The sequence below is a fragment of the Cellulosimicrobium sp. G4 BAM 1002 genome, assembly GCF_057126935.1.
This window is the reverse complement of the sequence record NZ_CP182109.1, coordinates 1,904,543-1,921,928: the sequence shown is the minus strand read 5'-3', so window position 1 is coordinate 1,921,928 and position 17,386 is coordinate 1,904,543. Positions and strand designations below refer to the sequence as shown.

16 protein-coding genes are annotated in these 17,386 nt (G+C 74.2%); all 16 read right to left on the bottom strand.

Translation table 11 applies throughout. From position 1 onward, the window contains the following. Positions 1-37: 37 nt before the first annotated feature. Entirely contained in the window at positions 38-337 is a 300-nt protein-coding gene (locus tag ACMXGY_RS08630; RefSeq protein ID WP_024840525.1) for a DUF2469 domain-containing protein, read from the bottom strand. Positions 338-374: 37 nt separating this feature from the next. Next, a complete protein-coding gene (locus tag ACMXGY_RS08625; RefSeq protein WP_483776431.1) occupies positions 375-1,214 on the bottom strand; it encodes a ribonuclease HII in 840 nt (279 codons plus the stop codon). Next, positions 1,211-2,053, bottom strand: a complete 843-nt coding sequence (gene lepB / locus ACMXGY_RS08620; protein ID WP_483776430.1) for a signal peptidase I — start codon at positions 2,051-2,053, stop codon at positions 1,211-1,213. Before lepB ends, ACMXGY_RS08625 begins: the two co-directional genes overlap by 4 nt. A gap of 131 nt (positions 2,054-2,184) precedes the next feature. After that, on the bottom strand, positions 2,185-2,544 hold the full coding sequence (gene rplS, locus ACMXGY_RS08615) for a 50S ribosomal protein L19 (protein WP_483776429.1): 360 nt from the start codon (positions 2,542-2,544) through the stop codon (positions 2,185-2,187). A 186-nt stretch (positions 2,545-2,730) separates the two neighbouring features. After that, on the bottom strand, positions 2,731-3,576 hold the full coding sequence (trmD, locus tag ACMXGY_RS08610) for a tRNA (guanosine(37)-N1)-methyltransferase TrmD (protein WP_483776428.1): 846 nt from the start codon (positions 3,574-3,576) through the stop codon (positions 2,731-2,733). A gap of 1 nt (position 3,577) precedes the next feature. Further along, the gene (rimM, locus tag ACMXGY_RS08605) at positions 3,578-4,156 is read right to left on the bottom strand and encodes a ribosome maturation factor RimM (protein WP_483776427.1); all 579 of its coding nucleotides are present in this window, start codon (positions 4,154-4,156) and stop codon (positions 3,578-3,580) included. A 128-nt stretch (positions 4,157-4,284) separates the two neighbouring features. Next, on the bottom strand, positions 4,285-4,524 hold the full coding sequence (locus ACMXGY_RS08600) for an RNA-binding protein (protein WP_483776426.1): 240 nt from the start codon (positions 4,522-4,524) through the stop codon (positions 4,285-4,287). After that, positions 4,524-4,958 (bottom strand): 30S ribosomal protein S16, encoded by a 435-nt coding sequence (rpsP, locus tag ACMXGY_RS08595; protein WP_483776425.1) that lies wholly within the window; start codon positions 4,956-4,958, stop codon positions 4,524-4,526. Before rpsP ends, ACMXGY_RS08600 begins: the two co-directional genes overlap by 1 nt. 191 nt (positions 4,959-5,149) lie before the next feature. Next, the gene (locus ACMXGY_RS08590) at positions 5,150-6,271 is read right to left on the bottom strand and encodes an amidohydrolase family protein (protein WP_483776424.1); all 1,122 of its coding nucleotides are present in this window, start codon (positions 6,269-6,271) and stop codon (positions 5,150-5,152) included. 145 nt (positions 6,272-6,416) lie between these two features. Further along, a complete protein-coding gene (gene ffh, locus ACMXGY_RS08585; RefSeq protein ID WP_483776423.1) occupies positions 6,417-8,027 on the bottom strand; it encodes a signal recognition particle protein in 1,611 nt (536 codons plus the stop codon). An 87-nt stretch (positions 8,028-8,114) separates the two neighbouring features. Continuing rightward, the gene (locus ACMXGY_RS08580) at positions 8,115-9,953 is read right to left on the bottom strand and encodes a [protein-PII] uridylyltransferase (RefSeq protein ID WP_483776422.1); all 1,839 of its coding nucleotides are present in this window, start codon (positions 9,951-9,953) and stop codon (positions 8,115-8,117) included. Between the two features lie 16 nt (positions 9,954-9,969). Further along, positions 9,970-10,308 (bottom strand): P-II family nitrogen regulator, encoded by a 339-nt coding sequence (locus ACMXGY_RS08575; RefSeq protein WP_471700067.1) that lies wholly within the window; start codon positions 10,306-10,308, stop codon positions 9,970-9,972. After that, the gene (locus tag ACMXGY_RS08570; RefSeq protein WP_483776421.1) at positions 10,305-11,606 is read right to left on the bottom strand and encodes an ammonium transporter; all 1,302 of its coding nucleotides are present in this window, start codon (positions 11,604-11,606) and stop codon (positions 10,305-10,307) included. The genes ACMXGY_RS08575 and ACMXGY_RS08570 overlap by 4 nt, the downstream gene beginning before the upstream one ends. A gap of 191 nt (positions 11,607-11,797) precedes the next feature. Continuing rightward, positions 11,798-12,994 (bottom strand): signal recognition particle-docking protein FtsY, encoded by a 1,197-nt coding sequence (ftsY, locus tag ACMXGY_RS08565; RefSeq protein WP_483776420.1) that lies wholly within the window; start codon positions 12,992-12,994, stop codon positions 11,798-11,800. Positions 12,995-13,056: 62 nt separating this feature from the next. Further along, positions 13,057-13,434: a hypothetical protein gene (locus tag ACMXGY_RS08560; protein ID WP_483776419.1), complete on the bottom strand. Its 378-nt coding sequence runs from the start codon at positions 13,432-13,434 to the stop codon at positions 13,057-13,059. 150 nt (positions 13,435-13,584) lie between these two features. Then, on the bottom strand, positions 13,585-17,157 hold the full coding sequence (gene smc / locus ACMXGY_RS08555) for a chromosome segregation protein SMC (RefSeq protein ID WP_483776418.1): 3,573 nt from the start codon (positions 17,155-17,157) through the stop codon (positions 13,585-13,587). Positions 17,158-17,386: the final 229 nt, after the last annotated feature.

Sequence of the window (17,386 nt, the reverse complement as noted above, 5' to 3'; positions counted from 1 at the left end):
CGTCAGAGAACGGGACTGTGCACGGCCAGGACCGGTGTCAGAGCTGAAGCTCGGCCTTGGCGAGCTCCTCGACGTTCACGTCCTTGAACGTCACGACGCGCACGGACTTCACGAAGCGCGCGGAGCGGTACACGTCCCAGACCCACGCGTCGGCGAGCCGCAGCTCGAAGTACACCTCGCCGGCGGCGGACCGCACCTGCAGGTCCACCTGGTTCGCCAGGTAGAAGCGGCGTTCGGTCTCCACCACGTACGAGAACAGGCCCACCACGTCGCGGTACTCGCGGTAGAGGGCGAGCTCCATCTCGGTCTCGTAGTTCTCGAGGTCTTCGGCGCTCACGTGTCCATCATGGACCATCACGGCCCACCGGCCCGCCTCAGCTCGTGGGCAGGACCGCCGTCGGGTCGAGCTCGAGCACGTCGGCGAGCTCCTCGTACACCATCGCGTCCACGCCCGTGTCGCCCCGCTGGGGCAGGCGCCACGAACGCCGGTGCTGCGGCGTCGGGCCGTGCTCGCGCAGCGCCTCGACGTGCGCCGTCGCGCCGTAGCCCTTGTTCTGTTCCCACCCGAACGCGGGGTACTGCCGCGCGAGGCTCGTCATGAGCGCGTCCCGCTCGGTCTTCGCCAGGACGCTCGCCGCGGCCACGGACGCGCACTGCAGGTCGGCCTTGACCAGCGTCCGCACGCGCGGGTCGACGATCCGTCCCTCGTCGACGGGGTCGAGCTCGAACGCCTCGAACAGGTCGACCGCGGACGGGCGGCTGAGCCAGTCGTGCTTGCCGTCGAGCAGGACGGCGTCGACGTCCCCGACGCTCCGCCGCACCTGGGCGAGCGCACGCCGCCCCGCCAGGCGCAGCGCCCCGACGATGCCGTGGGCGTCGATCTCGGCCGGCCCGGCGTGCCCGACGGCCCAGGCGACGCACCACGAGCGGGCGAGCGGCACGAGAGCCTCGCGCGCGGCCGCCGTGAGGAGCTTCGAGTCGGTCAGGCCGGGAGGGCACGGCTTGGTCGCGGGGTCGACGACCACGACGCCGACCGAGACCGGACCGGCGAGCGCGCCCCGCCCGACCTCGTCCATGCCGGCGACGAGCCGCGCGCCGTCGCGCAGCATCGCGCGCTCCTGCCGCAGGTCCGGTCGCCGTCGCGCGGTGGTCCGCGCGGCCGCCGCCCGGGTCGACGGCGCTCGGACGGGCCGGGCGACCTCGTCCAGGGTCACGGCTCCACCTCGGGCACGCCGGCGAACACGTCGCCGGGGTTGCGCAGCAGGCCGACGTGCGAGAGCGGCCAGACCTTGACGAACGCCGTCCCGACGACGTTGCCCATCGGCACGAACCCGCCCCCGGGCTTGCCCGTGTTGTAGCGCGAGTCGGCGGAGTTCTGCCGGTTGTCGCCCATGACGAAGAGCATGTCGTCCGGGACCGTCGTGTCGAACGCGTCCTGGCTCGGGACCGAGCCGGGCTTGATGTACGACGCCTCGTCGATCGGCTCGCCGTTGATGCTCACGCGCCCCTCGGCGTCGCAGCACACGACGTGGTCGCCGGGCGTCCCGATGACGCGCTTGATGAGGTGCTCCCCGGTGTCCTGGGGAAGCAGGCCGACGAAGGTCAGGGCCGCGCGCACAGCCTCGCTGAACGCGCTCTCGTCCTGCGGGTCCGGCGGCGGGAGCCAGCCGCCCGGGTCCTTGAAGACGACGATGTCACCGCGGTGCACGTCGAAGGCGCCGGGGACCAGGCGCGACACCATGACCCGGTCGCCCTCCGTGAGCGTGTCCTCCATGGACGCGCTCGGGATGAAGAAGGCCTGCACGAGGAACGTCTTGATGAGCAGCGAGAGCACGAGCGCGCTCACGACGATGATCGCCGTCTCGCGCAGCAGGGACGACTTGCGCGGCGCCGGGGCGTCGTGGCCCGTCGTCGTGGCCTCAGGCTCGACCGGTCCGTGACCTTCAGCGTCGTGGGCGGGCACGACGTCGTTCCGCGCCTCGTGGGGTCCGCGCGCCGCGCGCTCGGTGCTGGCGTCAGGTCGCGGGCCTCGGGGCGGGGCGCTGTCGGTCACGCGTTCACAATGCCACCTCGGGAGGCGATCCGGGAAACGGGGCCGCCCCACGGACCGCGTGTCGAGCCGCGGGAAGACGAACGGGCGGCCGCCCCCGGAGGGACGGCCGCCCGTCGTCGTGCTCGGGTCGATCAGCGAGCAGGCACGGTGTCGCGCTTCTCCTTGATCTTCGCCTTCTTGCCGCGCAGCGCGCGGAGGTAGTACAGCTTGGCGCGACGCACGTCACCGCGCGTCACGACCTCGGCCGACTCGATGGAGGGCGAGTGCACGGGGAACGTGCGCTCGACACCCACGCCGAAGCTGATCTTGCGGACCGTGAACGTCTCGCGGACGCCGCTGCCCTGGCGCGCGATGACGACGCCCTGGAACGCCTGGACGCGGGAGCGGTTGCCCTCCACGACCTTGACGTTGACCTTGAGGGTGTCACCGGGACGGAAGTCCGGGACGTCGCTGCGCAGCGATGCTGCGTCGACGCTGTCCAGCGTGTGCATGATGCTCTCCTCGCCCGCCACAGGTCGGACGCGCTCGTGGCCGGGCGGCAAGCCGGGCCGTTCTCGTCAGGAAGGTGGGCGGCGCCGTGCTGGTCGCGTCGCGAGTCGCACGTCCCGATGCGTCCCCTGTGGCAGAGACCGGGAGTGAGCGCACACCGGTCGACCATTCTGCCACATCGGCGGCCTCTAGCGTTCCCCGCTCCCGCCCGCGAGCGCGAGCCGCCCCTCGACGACGAGCCAGCCCGCCTCCGCGAGGACCTCGAGGTCGTGCCGGTCGAGCGCGTCCACGTCGAGCGCCCGCACCATGTCGGGCCGGCGGGCCGCCGTCCGGCGCAGCGCCTGGTCGCGTCGCCAGCGGTGGATGCGGGCGTGGTGCCCCGAGAGGAGCACCTCGGGCACCTCGAGCCCGTCCCACGCCGGCGGCTTCGTGTAGACGGGGTACTCCAGCAGTCCCGCGGCACCGTGGGACTCCTCGACGAGCGACTCGGGGTTCCCGACCACGCCCGGGAGGAGCCGCGCCACGGCCTCGACCATGACGAGCGCCGCGACCTCTCCCCCGTTGAGCACGTAGTCGCCGATCGACAGCTCGCTCACGCGCAGCCCGGCCGCACGGTAGTGCTCGGCGACGCGCGCGTCGATGCCCTCGTACCGGCCGCACGCGACGACGAGGTGCTCCTCCTCGGCCAGCGCCTCGGCCGTGCGCTGGGTGAACGTCGCTCCCGACGGCGTCGGCACGACGAGGTGCGCCGGCGAGCCCCGGCGCGGGCCGTCTGCGGGTGAGGACGACGCAGGGTCGGTGGACGCGACGCCGGTCACCTCGTCGATCGCACGCCCCCACACGTCGGGGCGCATGACCATCCCGGCGCCACCGCCGAACGGGGTGTCGTCGACGGTGCGGTGCCGGTCGGTGGTCCAGTCGCGCAGGTCGTGGACGCGCAGGTCGAGGATGCCCGCGGTGCGCGCCTTGCCCACGAGGGACAGGTCCAGCGCGGCGAGGTAGTCGGGGAAGATCGTGACGACGTCGATCCGCACGTCAGCCCTCGCCGTCGGTCTCGTCCGCAGCGCGGGACCCGGCCTCGGGCCCCGGCGTCGCGGCCTCGAGGTGCTCGGCGTCGGAGGCGAGCAGCCCGCCCGGCGGGTCGAGCACGACGCGCCCCCCGGCGACGTCCACGACGGGGACGATCTGGCGCACGAACGGGACGAGCGTGCGCGTCCCGTCGGGCTCGCGCAGCACGAGGGCGTCGTGCGCCGGCAGGTGCTCGAGGCCCTCGACGCGGCCGAGCTCGCGCCCGTCTGCGTCCTCGGCGCGCAGCCCTGCGAGCTCGTGCGGGTACCAGGCGTCCTCCTCGTCGGAGGCCTCGACCTGCACGACGAGCTCGACGCCGCGCAGCGCCTCGGCGTCGCTGCGGTCCCGCACCCCCTCGAACGCGACGAGCCAGCGGCCCTGGTGCACACGCACCCCGCCGACGGTCAGCGGCCCGGCCCCCACCGGGCGCGTCTCGAGGCGCGTCCCGACGGCGAGACGCGCCTCGGGGTCGTCGGTGCGCAGGTCGAGCGCGACCTCGCCGCGCAGCCCGTGCGCCTTGCCGACGCGGGCGACGGTCAGCTCCATCGTCGTGACTCCTCCGGTGGTCGTCTCGTCCCGCCCCGGCGGGGCGGGACGCAGGAAGGCCCGGCCCGCCGGTCGGCGGGGCCGGGCCTTGCCCGTCGCCCCACGAGGGGGCGGCGTCGGTGCGGGCGTCAGCGGCGGTCGACGTCCACGACGTCGACGCGCACGGGCCCGTCGGTCGCGAGGGCGCCGATCACCGTGCGCAGCGCGCGCGCCGTGCGCCCACCGCGGCCGATCACGCGGCCGAGGTCGTCCGGGTGGACCCGGACCTCGAGCAGATCACCGCGCCGCAGCGACTTCGCGTTCACCCGGACGTCGTCCGGGTTGTCCACGATGCCGCGCACGAGGTGCTCGAGGGCGTCGGCGATCATCAGGCCTGCTCGTCGCCGGCGGCTGCGTCGTCAGCAGCGTCCGCGGCGGCGGGGGCCTCGGACTTCTTCTGCGCGGCGTTCGCCTTGACCTTCTCGGCGTCCGCGGCGGCAGCCTCGATGGCGGCGGCCGGGTCGGCCTTCTCGCCCTTGACCTTGAGCGTGCCCTCGGTACCGGGCAGGCCCTTGAACTTCTGCCAGTCACCCGTGATCTTGAGGAGCGCGAGCACCTGCTCCGACGGCTGCGCGCCGACGCCGAGCCAGTACTGGGCGCGGTCCGAGGTGATCTCGATGAACGAGGGCTCCTCGGTCGGGTGGTACTTGCCGATCTCCTCGATGACGCGACCGTCACGCTTGGTGCGCGAGTCCGCGACGACGACACGGTAGTACGGCGCTCGGATCTTGCCGAGACGCTTCAGACGAATCTTGACGGCCACTGTGGTGGTCTCTCCTGGTTCTGGTGTGGGCGAACCCGGTCGCGTCCCGTGGGGACAGGACGAGGTGGGGTTCAGGACACGGCACGCGCCGGAGAGAGGGGCCGGGGCACACCGAGTACCGGGACATTGTGCCAGACCCGCGGGTCGCGGACCAACCCGGCCCTCGCCGGCCGAGACCCGCCCTGACCCGCTCAGGGCGTGGGCGCGACGATCTCGCCGCGCAGCACGACCGCCGTCGGCGCGCGCAGGACGCCCACGTCCTCGCGGGGGTCCTGCGGGTACACCACGAAGTCGGCGGACGCGCCCTCGACGAGCGACGTGTAGCCGAGGTACTCGCGCCCCTGCCAGCTCGCCGCCGCGACGACGGCCGCCGCCGGGATGCCTGCCGCGACGAGCTCGGCGCACTCGTCCGCGAGACGCCCGTGACCGATCGTCCCGCCCGCGTCGGTGCCGACGAGGATCTGGATCCCCGCCTCGTGGAGCGCACGCGCCTGCTCGTACCGGCGCGCGTGCAGGCGCCGCATGCGGCGCGCGAACACGGGGTACTTCCCGTCGGCCCGCTGCGCGATCGTCTCGAACTGGCCGACCTGCAGGAGCGTCGGGGTGACGGCGACCCCGCGCTCGGAGATCTCGTACATGAGGTCCGGATGGATGCCCGTGCCGTGCTCGATCCCGTCCACGCCTGCGGCCAGCAGCGAGGGGATCACCTCGTCCGAGAACGCGTGGACCGTCACCCGGGCGGCCTCCGCGTGGGCGGCGGCGACCGCCTCGGCGAGCACGTCGTCGGGCCACAGCGGCCGCAGGTCGGCGTCCGCGCCGAGGTCGCGGTCGATCCAGTCCCCCACGAGCTTGACCCAGCCGTCACCGTGGCGCGCCTCGCGACGCACCGCCTCGGGGAGCTGCGCGACGTCGTCGAGCTCGAGACCGTAGTGCTGCAGGTAACGCTTCGGGCGGGCGAGGTGGCGGCCGGCACGGACGAGGCGCGGCAGGTCGCGACGCCCGTGGACCCACCGCGTGTCGAGCGGGGACCCCGCGTCGCGCACGAGCAGCACGCCGCTGTCGCGGTCCGCGGTGGCCTGCGCCTGGGCCGTGGCCGCGTCGACCGCGCCCTGGGCACCGAGGCCGACGTGGCAGTGCACGTCGACCAGGCCCGGCAGCACCCAGCCCTCGAGCTCGACCATGTTCGTCCCCTGGGCCGAGGGGCGGGTGAGGCTGACCCTCCCGCCCTTGACCCAGAGGTCGCCGACCTCGCGGTCGTCGCCGACGACGACGTGGCCGCGGACGTGCAGCGAGGGGCCTTCCAGCGCGGACATGCGGCTCCTGGGTGAGGTCGGGCAGGACGAGCCCGCGCGCGGGCACGGGGCGGCACCGGTCGGTACCACGGACACAACCTAGCGTCCGGGCGGCTGCGGGTCGCCCCCGTGGCCGGGCACGAGCCCCGCCGCGGACGGCCCGGGATCAGCGCCCGAGCAGCTTCTCGAACCCGGGCGGGAGCTGCAGGTCGTCCGGCGTCGAGGGCGCGGGGCCGTCCGTGCGCCCGACGCCGAACGACGAGCCGGCCGGGGCGGACGGGCTCGCGACCTCCCCCGCCGCTCGAGCCGCGGCCGCGCGCTCCTGCGCCGCCCGCTTCGCCGGGTTGCCGGACTTGCCCTTGACCTTGCGCTGCGGTGCCTGGCGACCCCGGGCCTTCTTGCCGCCCATGCCCGGGAGGTTGCCCATGCCCGGCATCCCCGGCACGCCGCCGCCACGGCTCATCTGCCGCATCATCTTCTGCGCACCGGCGAAGCGCTCGAGGAGCTGGTTGACGTCGCTCGTCGTCACGCCCGACCCGCGCGCGATGCGCGCGCGGCGCGAGCCGTTGATGATCTTCGGGTTGTCACGCTCCGCGGGCGTCATCGAGCGGATGATCGCCTCGATGCGGTCGACCTCGCGCTCGTCGAAGTTGTCCAGCGCCTCGCGCATCTGGCCCATGCCCGGCAGCATGCCGAGCATCTTCTTCATCGAGCCCATGTTCTTCATCTGCTGCATCTGCACCAGGAAGTCCGCGAGCGTGAAGTCCTCGCCGGAGGCGACCTTCTCCGCCATCCTGGCGGCCTCTTCGGCGTCGAACGCCTTCTCGGCCTGCTCGATGAGGGTCAGGACGTCGCCCATGTCGAGGATGCGCGAGGCCATGCGGTCCGGGTGGAACGCCTCGAAGTCCGTGAGCTTCTCACCGGTCGACGCGAAGAGGATCGGCCGGCCCGTGACGCCGCGGACCGACAGCGCGGCGCCACCGCGCGCGTCACCGTCGAGCTTCGTGAGGACGACGCCCGTGAAGTCGACACCCTCCTCGAACGCCTTCGCGGTCGTGACGGCGTCCTGGCCGATCATCGCGTCGATGACGAACAGGACCTCGTCCGGCTGGACGGCGTCGCGGATGTCCGAGGCCTGCTGCATGAGGACGGCGTCGAGGCCGAGGCGGCCCGCGGTGTCCACGATGACGACGTCGTGCTGGCGCTGGCGGGCGGCGTCGACGCCGTCGCGCGCGACGGAGACCGGGTCGCCGATGACGTCGTCCACCTCGACGCCGCTCTGGTTGCCCGGGTGCGGTGCGAACACCGGCACGCCGGCACGCTCGGCGACCACGGTGAGCTGCGTGACGGCGTTCGGGCGCTGGAGGTCGGCTGCGACGAGGAGCGGCGTGTGCCCCTGCTCGCGCAGGTGCAGCGCGAGCTTGCCGGCGAGCGTCGTCTTTCCCGCGCCCTGGAGGCCCGCGAGCATGATGACCGTCGGCGGGTTCTTCGAGAAGCGCAGACCCCGGCTCTCGCCCCCGAGAATGCCGACGAGCTCCTCGTTGACGATCTTGACGACCTGCTGCGCCGGGTTGAGCGCGCCCGAGACCTCGGCCGAGAGCGCGCGCTCGCGCACGGTCGCGCTGAACTCTCGCACCACGGGCACCGCGACGTCGGCGTCGAGCAGCGCGCGCCGGATCTCCCGGATCGTCGCGTCGATGTCCGCCTCCGACAGCCGACCCTTCGCACGGAGGTTCTTGAAGGTCGAAGTCAGTCGGTCCGACAGCGTGTTGAACACCGCGTCATCCTCACCAGTCGCCGGAAGTCTCGTCCGCGGGGCCTGCGCGCCCGAGAGCGCCGCACGGACCGTCCGCGAGGGTCCAGCCTACCCGGCGGCGTGCGGGTCCTTCAGCACGCGCAGCGTCTCACCCACGAGGTCGTCGACGAGCCGTGCCCGCCACGCGGTCCACGTGCTCGGCCCGAGGGACGACGCGTCGGCCTCGGTGAGGGCACGCAGCACGGCGAGCAGGTCGGCGCGGTGGTCGACCGCCGCAGCGAGCTCGGCGACCGTCGCCGGGTCGTCGGGGTCCTCGCTCACGGCGAGCCGCGAGAGGGTGAGGTGGTGGCGCACGAGCCGCTCGACGTCGGACACGACGTCCGGGTCGAATCCCATGCGCCCGAGGATCGTGGGCACGAGGCGGGCGCCCTCCACGGAGTGGTCCGCCGCGCCCGCGCGCTTGCCGATGTCGTGGAGGACCGCCGAGAGCAGGAGCAGGTCGCCCCGGTCGACGTCCTTGCGGTCGCGCGCCGCGCGCGCCACGACCTCGACCAGGTGACGGTCGACGGTGTGGCGGTGCACCGCCGCCCGCTGCGGCCGGTTCCGGACGCCTGCCCACTCCGGGATCCACGTCGTGACGACCCCCGCGAGGTCGAGGGCCTCCCACACCGCGACCTGCGCCTGACCCGAGCCGAGCAGCGAGAGGAACGCGGTACGCGCGGCCTTGGGCCAGGGCTCGGGCAGCGGCGGGCACTGGGCGAGGCTCGCGACGGACACCGGGGAGAGCGTGAGGCCCGTGCGGGCGGCCGTCGCCGCCGCCCGCAGCGAGAGCAGCGGGTCGCTCTCCGGATGGGCGTCGACGGCGAGGACGAGCTCGCCGTCGTGCTCCACGAGACCGTCCCCGACGGACCGGAGCCGCGGCGCGGCGCGGCGCCCCCGGATGAGCACCGGCCGGCGCGAGACCGAGGGACGCTGGAGCGCCTGGCGCGCGCGGCGCACCGTGGTGTCGAGCGCGTACGAGATCTCGCGGCCAGCCGCGGCGAGGCTCGCGAGCAGCTCGTCCGGGTCGTCGTAGCCGGACAGGCCCGCGACCTCGTCGAGGTCGGCGAGCAGGAGCCGGCTCGTGTGCCGGCCGGTGACCACCTGGAGCGTGTCGCGCACGTCCAGGAGGTGCGCGTGCGCGCGGTCGACCGACCCGTGCGGGCGGTCGGTGAGCCAGGTCGCGGCCAGCGCGGACAGCACGACCGCGTCCCGGATGCCGCCGCGCGACTCCTTGAGGTCGGGCTCGATGAGGTAGGCGAGCTCGCCCGAGCGCTCGGCGCGCTCGCGCGTGGAGGAGAGCAGGTCGGGCAACCGGCGGCGCGACGCCGAGCGCCAGTCGGTCAGCACGGCCGACGACGCGCGGTGCACGACGAGCGCGTCCCCCGCGACCGCGCGGACGTCGAGCCAGCCGACGGCCGCCGGGACGTCCTTCGACGCGACCTGGCGGCACTGCGAGAGCGACCGTACGGAGTGGTCGAGGTCGACCCCCGCGTCCCACAGCGGGTACCAGAGCCGTTCGGCGACCCGGGCGACCTCGTCCGCGGAGTGGTTGCGGCCGTCGTGGACGAGGACGAGGTCGAGGTCGCTCGCCGGGCCCATGTCGCCCCGGCCGAGGCTGCCGACGGCGGCCAGCGCGATCCCGTCGGTGGCGACGTCGGCCGTCGCGTCCTCCCAGAGCTGCTGGAGCGCCGTCGTGACGAGGTCGACGACGGCCGCACGGCGGGCGACCCCGCTGCGGCCCGGTCCGCTCCTGGACCGGGCGAGGTCGAGCATGCGCGCGCGGAGGTCCCGCACCCCCTCGGGGTGCGGGACCTGCACGCTCTGCTCGACCGCGAGCCGGTCCGAGCCCTCCGCCGATCCCCCTGCGACCCCGCCCGTGGTCGGGGTGTCGGCGTGCTCGGTCATCCGGTGTACCGCCCCCTCAGAGCGCGCCCGGGCCGTGCTCGCCCGTGCGCACCCGCGCGACGTCGTCCACCGGGACGGTCCAGACCTTGCCGTCACCGATCTTGCCGGTCTGCGCGGCCTTGACGATGACCTCCGTGACGGCCGTCGAGTCGGCGTCGTCGACGAGGACCTCGATACGGACCTTGGGGACCAGGTCCACCGTGTACTCCGCGCCGCGGTAGACCTCGGTGTGGCCCTTCTGGCGGCCGTACCCGCTGGCCTCGCTGACCGTCATGCCCCGCACGCCCGCGGCCTCGAGGGCCGACTTCACGTCGTCGAGACGGTGCGGCTGGATGATTCCCGTGACGAGCTTCATGCTCGCACCTCCTTGATGACGCTGCCCTGGGGGATGTTCTCGTACCCGGTCTCGCCGTGCACCGCGAGGTCGATGCCGCCGACCTCGGCGTCCTCGCTGACCCGCCACCCGACCACGGCCTTGAGGGCGATCGCGATGACGAAGGTGACGACGAAGGAGAAGACGAGCGCCACGACCGCGACGATGACCTGCGTGACGAGCTGCGTCACACCGCCGCCGTAGAAGAGGCCGTTGAGCGCGCCGTCGGGGTACCAGGCCGAGTTCTGGTCGGTGGCGAAGAGGCCGATGAGGACGGTGCCCACGAGGCCGCCGACGAGGTGGACGCCGACGACGTCGAGCGAGTCGTCGTAGCCGAAGCGGTACTTCAGGCCGACGGCGAGGGCGCACAGCGCACCGGCGACCAGGCCGATCGCGATCGCCCCGAAGGTGTCGACCGCCGCGGCGGCCGGTGTGATCGCGACGAGGCCCGCGACGACACCCGACGCGGCGCCGAGCGAGGTCGCGTGACCGTCGCGGAGCTTCTCCGTGACGAGCCAGGCGAGCATGGCCACGCCGGTCGCGACGAGGGTGTTGAGCCAGGCCCGGCCGGAGACGCCGTCGGCGCCGAACTCGGAGCCCGCGTTGAAGCCGAACCAGCCGAACCACAGCAGCGCGGCGCCCAGCATGACAAACGGGAGGTTGTGCGGCCGCATGGGCTCACGACCGAAGCCCTTGCGCTTGCCGACGGCCAGGGCGAGGGCGAGGCCGGCGATACCGGCGTTGATGTGGACGACGGTGCCGCCCGCGAAGTCGATGGGGGTCGAGAGACCGCTCGTGATGCCGTCGGCGCCGAGGAGACCGCCGCCCCAGACCATGTGCGCGAGGGGGATGTAGACGAGGGTGACCCAGATCGCCGTGAAGGCGATCCACGTGCCGAACTTGACGCGGTCGGCGATCGCGCCGGAGATGAGGGCGACGGTGATGATCGCGAACGTCGCCTGGTACCCGACCGCGACGAGGGCGGGGACGCCGGTCGCCGCCATGAGGCTGTCCTCGTCCGTCATCCCGGCGAGACCGAAGTACTCGGTGGGGTTGCCGATGATGCCGCCGAGGTCGCTCCCGAACACTCCGGAGTAGCCGTAGAGGACCCACACGAGCCCCGCGACCCCGATGGCGCCGAAGCTCATCATCATCATGTTGAGGACGCTCTTGCCGCGCACCATGCCGCCGTAGAAGAACGCCAGCCCTGGCGTCATCAGCAGCACGAGCGACGCGGACGTGAGCATCCACGCCGTGTTCCCAGTATCCAGCTCGAACATCGAACCGCCCTCTCTCCTCGCACTCCGACCCGTCCGGCCGGCCGAGGTCAACGTTCGAGGGCGGGCGTTTCCGGCGGACGGTCGTCGTGTTACGTCCACGTGACACGACGCGGGCGCCGGTAAACGTTGCGTTACCGGCGCCCGCTGGGTGAGACAGGGGGCACTTCCGTGACCCGTCCGTGACCCGCCGCTCAGGCTCCCAGGAGCCCGTCCACGAACTGCTCCGCGTCGAACGGAGCGAGGTCGTCGGGGCCCTCGCCGAGCCCGACGAGCTTCACCGGGACGCCGAGCTCGCGCTGCACGGCGACGACGATCCCGCCGCGGGCCGTCCCGTCGAGCTTCGTCAGCACGATGCCCGTGACGCCCGCGACCTCGCCGAAGACGCGCGCCTGGTTGAGCCCGTTCTGGCCCGTCGTGGCGTCGAGCACGAGGAGCACCTCCGACAGCGGGGCCTCCTTGGTGATGACGCGCCGGATCTTGCCGAGCTCGTCCATGAGGCCCTGCTTGTTCTGCAGCCGCCCGGCGGTGTCGACCAGCACGACGTCCACGCCCTCGGTACGGCCGCGACGCACCGCGTCGAAGGCGACCGCCGCCGGGTCCGCCCCGTCGCGGTCGGAGCGCACCGTCGGTACGCCGACGCGCGAGCCCCAGGTCTCGAGCTGGTCCGCCGCGGCCGCGCGGAACGTGTCGGCCGCGCCGAGCACGACGCTGCGGTCCTCGGCGACGAGCACGCGCGCGAGCTTGCCGACCGTCGTCGTCTTGCCCGTGCCGTTCACGCCGACGACCAGGACGACAGCCGGGACCGGCCCGTCCTCCCCGACGACCGGCGTCGTCGCGAGGCTCCGGTCGAGGGACGGGTCGACGAGCGCGACGAGCTCCTCGCGCAGGAGCGCGCGCACGCTCGCCGCGTCGCGCACGCCCAGCACGCGCACCTTCGTGCGCAGCGACTCGATGAGCTCGCCCGCGGGCCCGGCACCGACGTCGGCGAGCAGGAGCGTCTCCTCGAGCTCGTCCCAGTCGTCCTCGGAGAGGTGGTCCCGCGAGAGGACGGACAGCAGGCGCGCCCCGAACGGCGAGCCGGACCGCGCGAGACGCTCGCGCAGGCGCACGAGGCGTCCGCCGACCGGCTCGGGGCGCTCGAGGGTGGGCGCGGCTGCGTCGGGCAGCACGTCGGGTGCGGCCTCGGGAGGGACGGGCGGTGCGGTCGTCTCGACCGACGTCACCGCCCCCTCCACGTCGGCCGGCGCGGTGCCGCGCGGGACGGTCGCACGCGGGGCGGGCGGGGTGGGCCCGCGCCGCCCGCGCCGTCGGACGGAGACGGTCCCCGCGACGACGAGGCCGAGGAGGAGGACGCCGAGGACGATCCAGAGCGGGAGGAGGTCGTTCACGCGGGCAGTCTCTCAGACCACGGCCCACGAGGCCGCCCGGCGCGGGTGGTCCCGGCGGACGCTCAGGAGTCGCGGGAGCGGTCGCCGCCGGAGTGGAACGGGCGCGCGGCCCGCTCGCGCGCGTGGTGCAGGACGTCGGTGAGCTCCTCGGCGTCGACGTACGCGCGCGAGGTCACCTCGGTCGCGGCGAAGAACTCCTCGATCCCCGTGTCCACGGGCTTCGGCATCCGGACCGTCCCGACGTGATGCCCCTCGACGCGTCCGCGCGGACGCCCGCGCCGCAGTCCCGAGCGGAAGTTGCGCCAGAACGCACGCAGCCCCTGGTCGGCGGCCGCACGGTCCGTGGCAGGCGCGTCCGACCGCGCGACGACGCTCGCGAAGAGGAACACGACGGCGGCGACGCCGAGCGTGATCATCAGCCACACGAACATCCAGACCATGCAGCCAAGTATCCGGGCCGACGTCGCGACGGCGAGCCCAGCCACGCCGGGCCGTCCGATCAGCACCACATCTTCACACGGCGCGGAATTGCAACGGTCCTCGGCCGTCGGCCCACGTCAGACCGGGTGCCGACGAGCCCGTGAGACGCCTCACACCGGGACGTCCTCGAGGACCTCGCGCATCCGCTGGCTGATCACCGTCGTCACCCCGTCACCGCGCATCGTCACGCCGTACAGCGCGTCCGCGATCTCCATGGTGCGCTTCTGGTGGGTCACGACGATGAGCTGCGAGTCCTCCTGCAGCTCGCGGAAGATCTCCAGGAGGCGGCCGAGGTTGACGTCGTCGAGCGCGGCCTCGACCTCGTCCATGACGTAGAACGGCGACGGCCGCGCCTTGAAGATCGCGACGAGCAGCGCGACGGCGGTCAGCGAGCGCTCGCCGCCGGACAGGAGCGAGAGCCGCTTGACCTTCTTGCCCGCGGGCCGCGCCTCGACCTCGATCCCCGTCGTGAGCATGTCGTCCGGGTCGGTGAGGACGAGCCGTCCCTCGCCCCCGGGGAACATGCGGGCGAACACCCGCTCGAACTGCTCGGCGGTGTCGCGGTACGCGTCGGCGAACACCCGCTCGACGCGCTCGTCGATCTCCTTGACGATCTCGAGCAGGTCGGACCGCGACTTCTTGAGGTCGGCGAGCTGGTCGGCGAGGAACTTGTGGCGCTCCTCGAGCGCGGCGAACTCCTCCAGGGCGAGCGGGTTCACCTTGCCGAGGCGCCCGAGGTCGCGCTCCGCGGCCTTGAGCCGCTTCTCCTGCTGGGACCGGTCGTAGGGCACCGCGCGGGGCTCGTCGTCGTCCGCTCCTGGGCCCACCGGGACGTCCCGGTGGGGCCCGAACTCGTCGACGAGCGCGTCGGGGTCGATCCCGAGCTCGTCGACGCTGCGCGCCTGGAGCTGCTCGATGCGCAGCTGCTGCTGGGTCCGCGCGACCTCGTCGCGGTGCGCGACGTCGGTCAGGTCGCGCAGGCGCCCCGCGAGCCCGTCCACCTCGGCCCGGGCGGAGGTGATCGCCGCGTCGCGCTCCGCGCGGGAGGCCTCGGCGGCGTCGCGCTCGGCACCGGCGCGCGCGAGCGAGCGCTCGAGCACCCCGAGGGCGCGCGCCGCGCCGTCGCGCACGGTCGAGGCGCGCTGCGCCTGACGGACCCGCGCCGCCTCGCGCCGGGCGGCCCGTTCGCGCGCCTCGCGCTCGGCGGCTGCCGCGCGGGCGAGGGACTGGGCGCGACCCGCGACGGCGCGCGAGCGCTCCTCGCTCGTACGGAGCGCGAGGCGCGCCTCGGTCTCGCGCGCGCGGGCGGCGGACGCGAGCGCGACGAGCCGGTCGCGTTCCGCGGACGCGTCGGTGACCGCGTCCTCGGTCTGCTCGGGAGCGTTCTCCGCGGCGTCCAGGCGCTCGACGAGCCCCGCGAGCGCGGTGCGCGCCTCGTCGAGCCCGTGCGACGCCCGGTCGAGCGTGGACCGTGCCCGCTCGGCCTCGGCAGCTGCGGACCGCGCGGACGCGCCGAGGTGACCGAGCTGCTCGGCGACCGCGGCGAGCCGTGCGTCGGACTCGTTGAGCCGGTCGAGCGTCTCGTCGTAGCGGGCCTGGGCCGCCTCCTGCGCCTCGCGTGCCCGGACCAGCCCGAAGCGTGCCCGCTCGGCGCGCGCGACGGCGTCGGCGTGCCCGGCCCGCGCCTCGTCGAGCGCCGACTGCAGGTGCAGGACGCTCGGGGCCGACGCCGAGCCGCCCCACGCGCGGGCGGACGCGAGCAGGTCTCCCCCGCGCGTGACGACGGCGATCTCCGGGTGCGCGGCGACGACGGCGCGCGCCTGGGCGAGGTCGTCGACCACGGCGACGTCGACCAGGAGGTGGCGCACCGTGGTCCCGACGGCGTCCGCGGCCGTGACGACGTCGACGGCCCACCGCGCGCCGTCGGGCAGGACGACCCCGGACCGGCCGGACGCCCCGGTCGCCGCGCCCGTGCCGCCCGCGACGAGCAGGCCCGCGCGTCCGGCGTCCTCGGTGCGCAGGTACCGCAGCGCGTCGACCGCCGCGTCGACCGACTCGACCGCCACTGCGTCGGCGGCGGGGCCGAGCGCGGCGGCGATCGCGTCCTCGTAGCCGGCCTCGATGCCGAGCAGCGCAGCGAGCGACCCGACGATGCCGATCCCGTCCGCGGCGAGAAGGGCGCCCGCGCCGTCCTTGCGGTCGAGGCTCAGCTCGAGCGCCTCGATCCGCGCCCCGCGGGCTGCACGCTCCTGCTCCGCCGCCGCGGCCTCCTCCTCCAGGCCCCTCACGACGGCGGTCGTCCGCTCCACGTCGTCCGCCGCGGCCTCGTGCTCCGCGTCGAGTCCTTCCTCGCCCTCCTCGACCCCGACCACCTGCGTCTCGAGGAGCGCGAACTCCGTGCTCGCCTGCGTCCCGCGCCGCTCGGCCTCGGCGAGCGACTCGCGCAGACGCCCGATCTCGGCCTCGGCCGCCTCGACGCGGCTCCGCTGCGCGGCGACCTGCCCGGCGAGCCGCGCGAGCCCCTCGCGCCGGTCCGCCGCGCCGCGCAGGAGCGTCGCCACGGCACGCTCGGCCTCGCCTGCGTCACGCTCGGCGTCCTCGCGCTCGCTCACGACCGCGGCGAGGACCGTGCGCGCCCGCTCGACCTCCGCCTCGAGCTCCGCCTCGGTCACACGCACGCGCTCGGCCTGGGCCTCGAGCTCGTCGGGGTCCTGACCGCGCTGTGCCGGCTCGGGGCTCCCGAGGAGCCGCACACGCTCGTCCGCGAGCGTCTGGGTGCCCCGCAGCCGCTCGCGCAGCGAGGACAGCCGGTACCAGACGTCGGTCGCCGCCCCGAGCGCGGGGGCCGCCTCCGCGGCCTCGCGCTCGAGCGCGCCGAGGCGGTCGCGTGCCGCGGCGAGGTCCCGCTCGGCCTCCGCCTGCTGCGCCCGCAGCGCGGCCTCGTCCGCGATCTCCTGCTCGAGGGTCGCGGTGAGCTGTGCCAGGTCGTCCGCGAGGAGGCGTGCCTTCGCGTCGCGCAGGTCGGACTGGATCGTCGCGGCCTTGCGCGCGATCTCCGCCTGCCGACCGAGAGGACCGAGCTGTCGCCGGATCTCCGTGGTGAGGTCCGCGAGGCGCGTGAGGTTGGCCTGCATCGCGTCGAGCTTGCGGAGCGCCTTCTCCTTGCGCTTGCGGTGCTTGAGCACCCCCGCGGCCTCCTCGACGAAGCCGCGCCGGTCTTCCGGCGTCGCCCGCAGGACGGCGTCGAGCTGCCCCTGCCCGACGATCACGTGCATCTCGCGGCCGAGGCCCGAGTCGGACAGCAGGTCCTGGATGTCGAGCAGCCGGCACGGCGACCCGTTGATCGCGTACTCCGACCCGCCGCTGCGGAACAGCGTCCGCGAGATCGTCACCTCGGTGTACTCGATCGGCAGCGCGCCGTCGGTGTTGTCGATCGTCAGCGCCACCTCGGCGCGGCCGAGCGGCGGCCGCCCGGACGTCCCGGCGAAGATGACGTCCTCCATCTTGCCGCCGCGCAGCGTCTTGGCGCCCTGCTCCCCCATGACCCACGCGAGCGCGTCGACGACGTTCGACTTGCCCGACCCGTTCGGCCCGACGACGCACGTCACCCCGGGCTCGAAGCTCAGCGTCGTCGCCGAGGCGAACGACTTGAAGCCCCGGAGCGTCAGCGTCTTGAGGTGCACGGGCCCGAGCCTAGTGCGCGCTCCCCACGAAGCCGCGGACCCACGCCCCGCGCGGCCGCCCACCGTCGAACGGCGCCCCACCGTGCCTGCCCCTCGGGACCCGAGCCCCCCCTTCGGCGAACCCGGGTCCGCGGGCACCCACGCTGCCGAACCCCGGGTTGCGTGTCATGACCGCCTCGAACCACCCCACAAGCCCGGGTTCGGCGGATGGTAGACCCGCCCCGCCCCG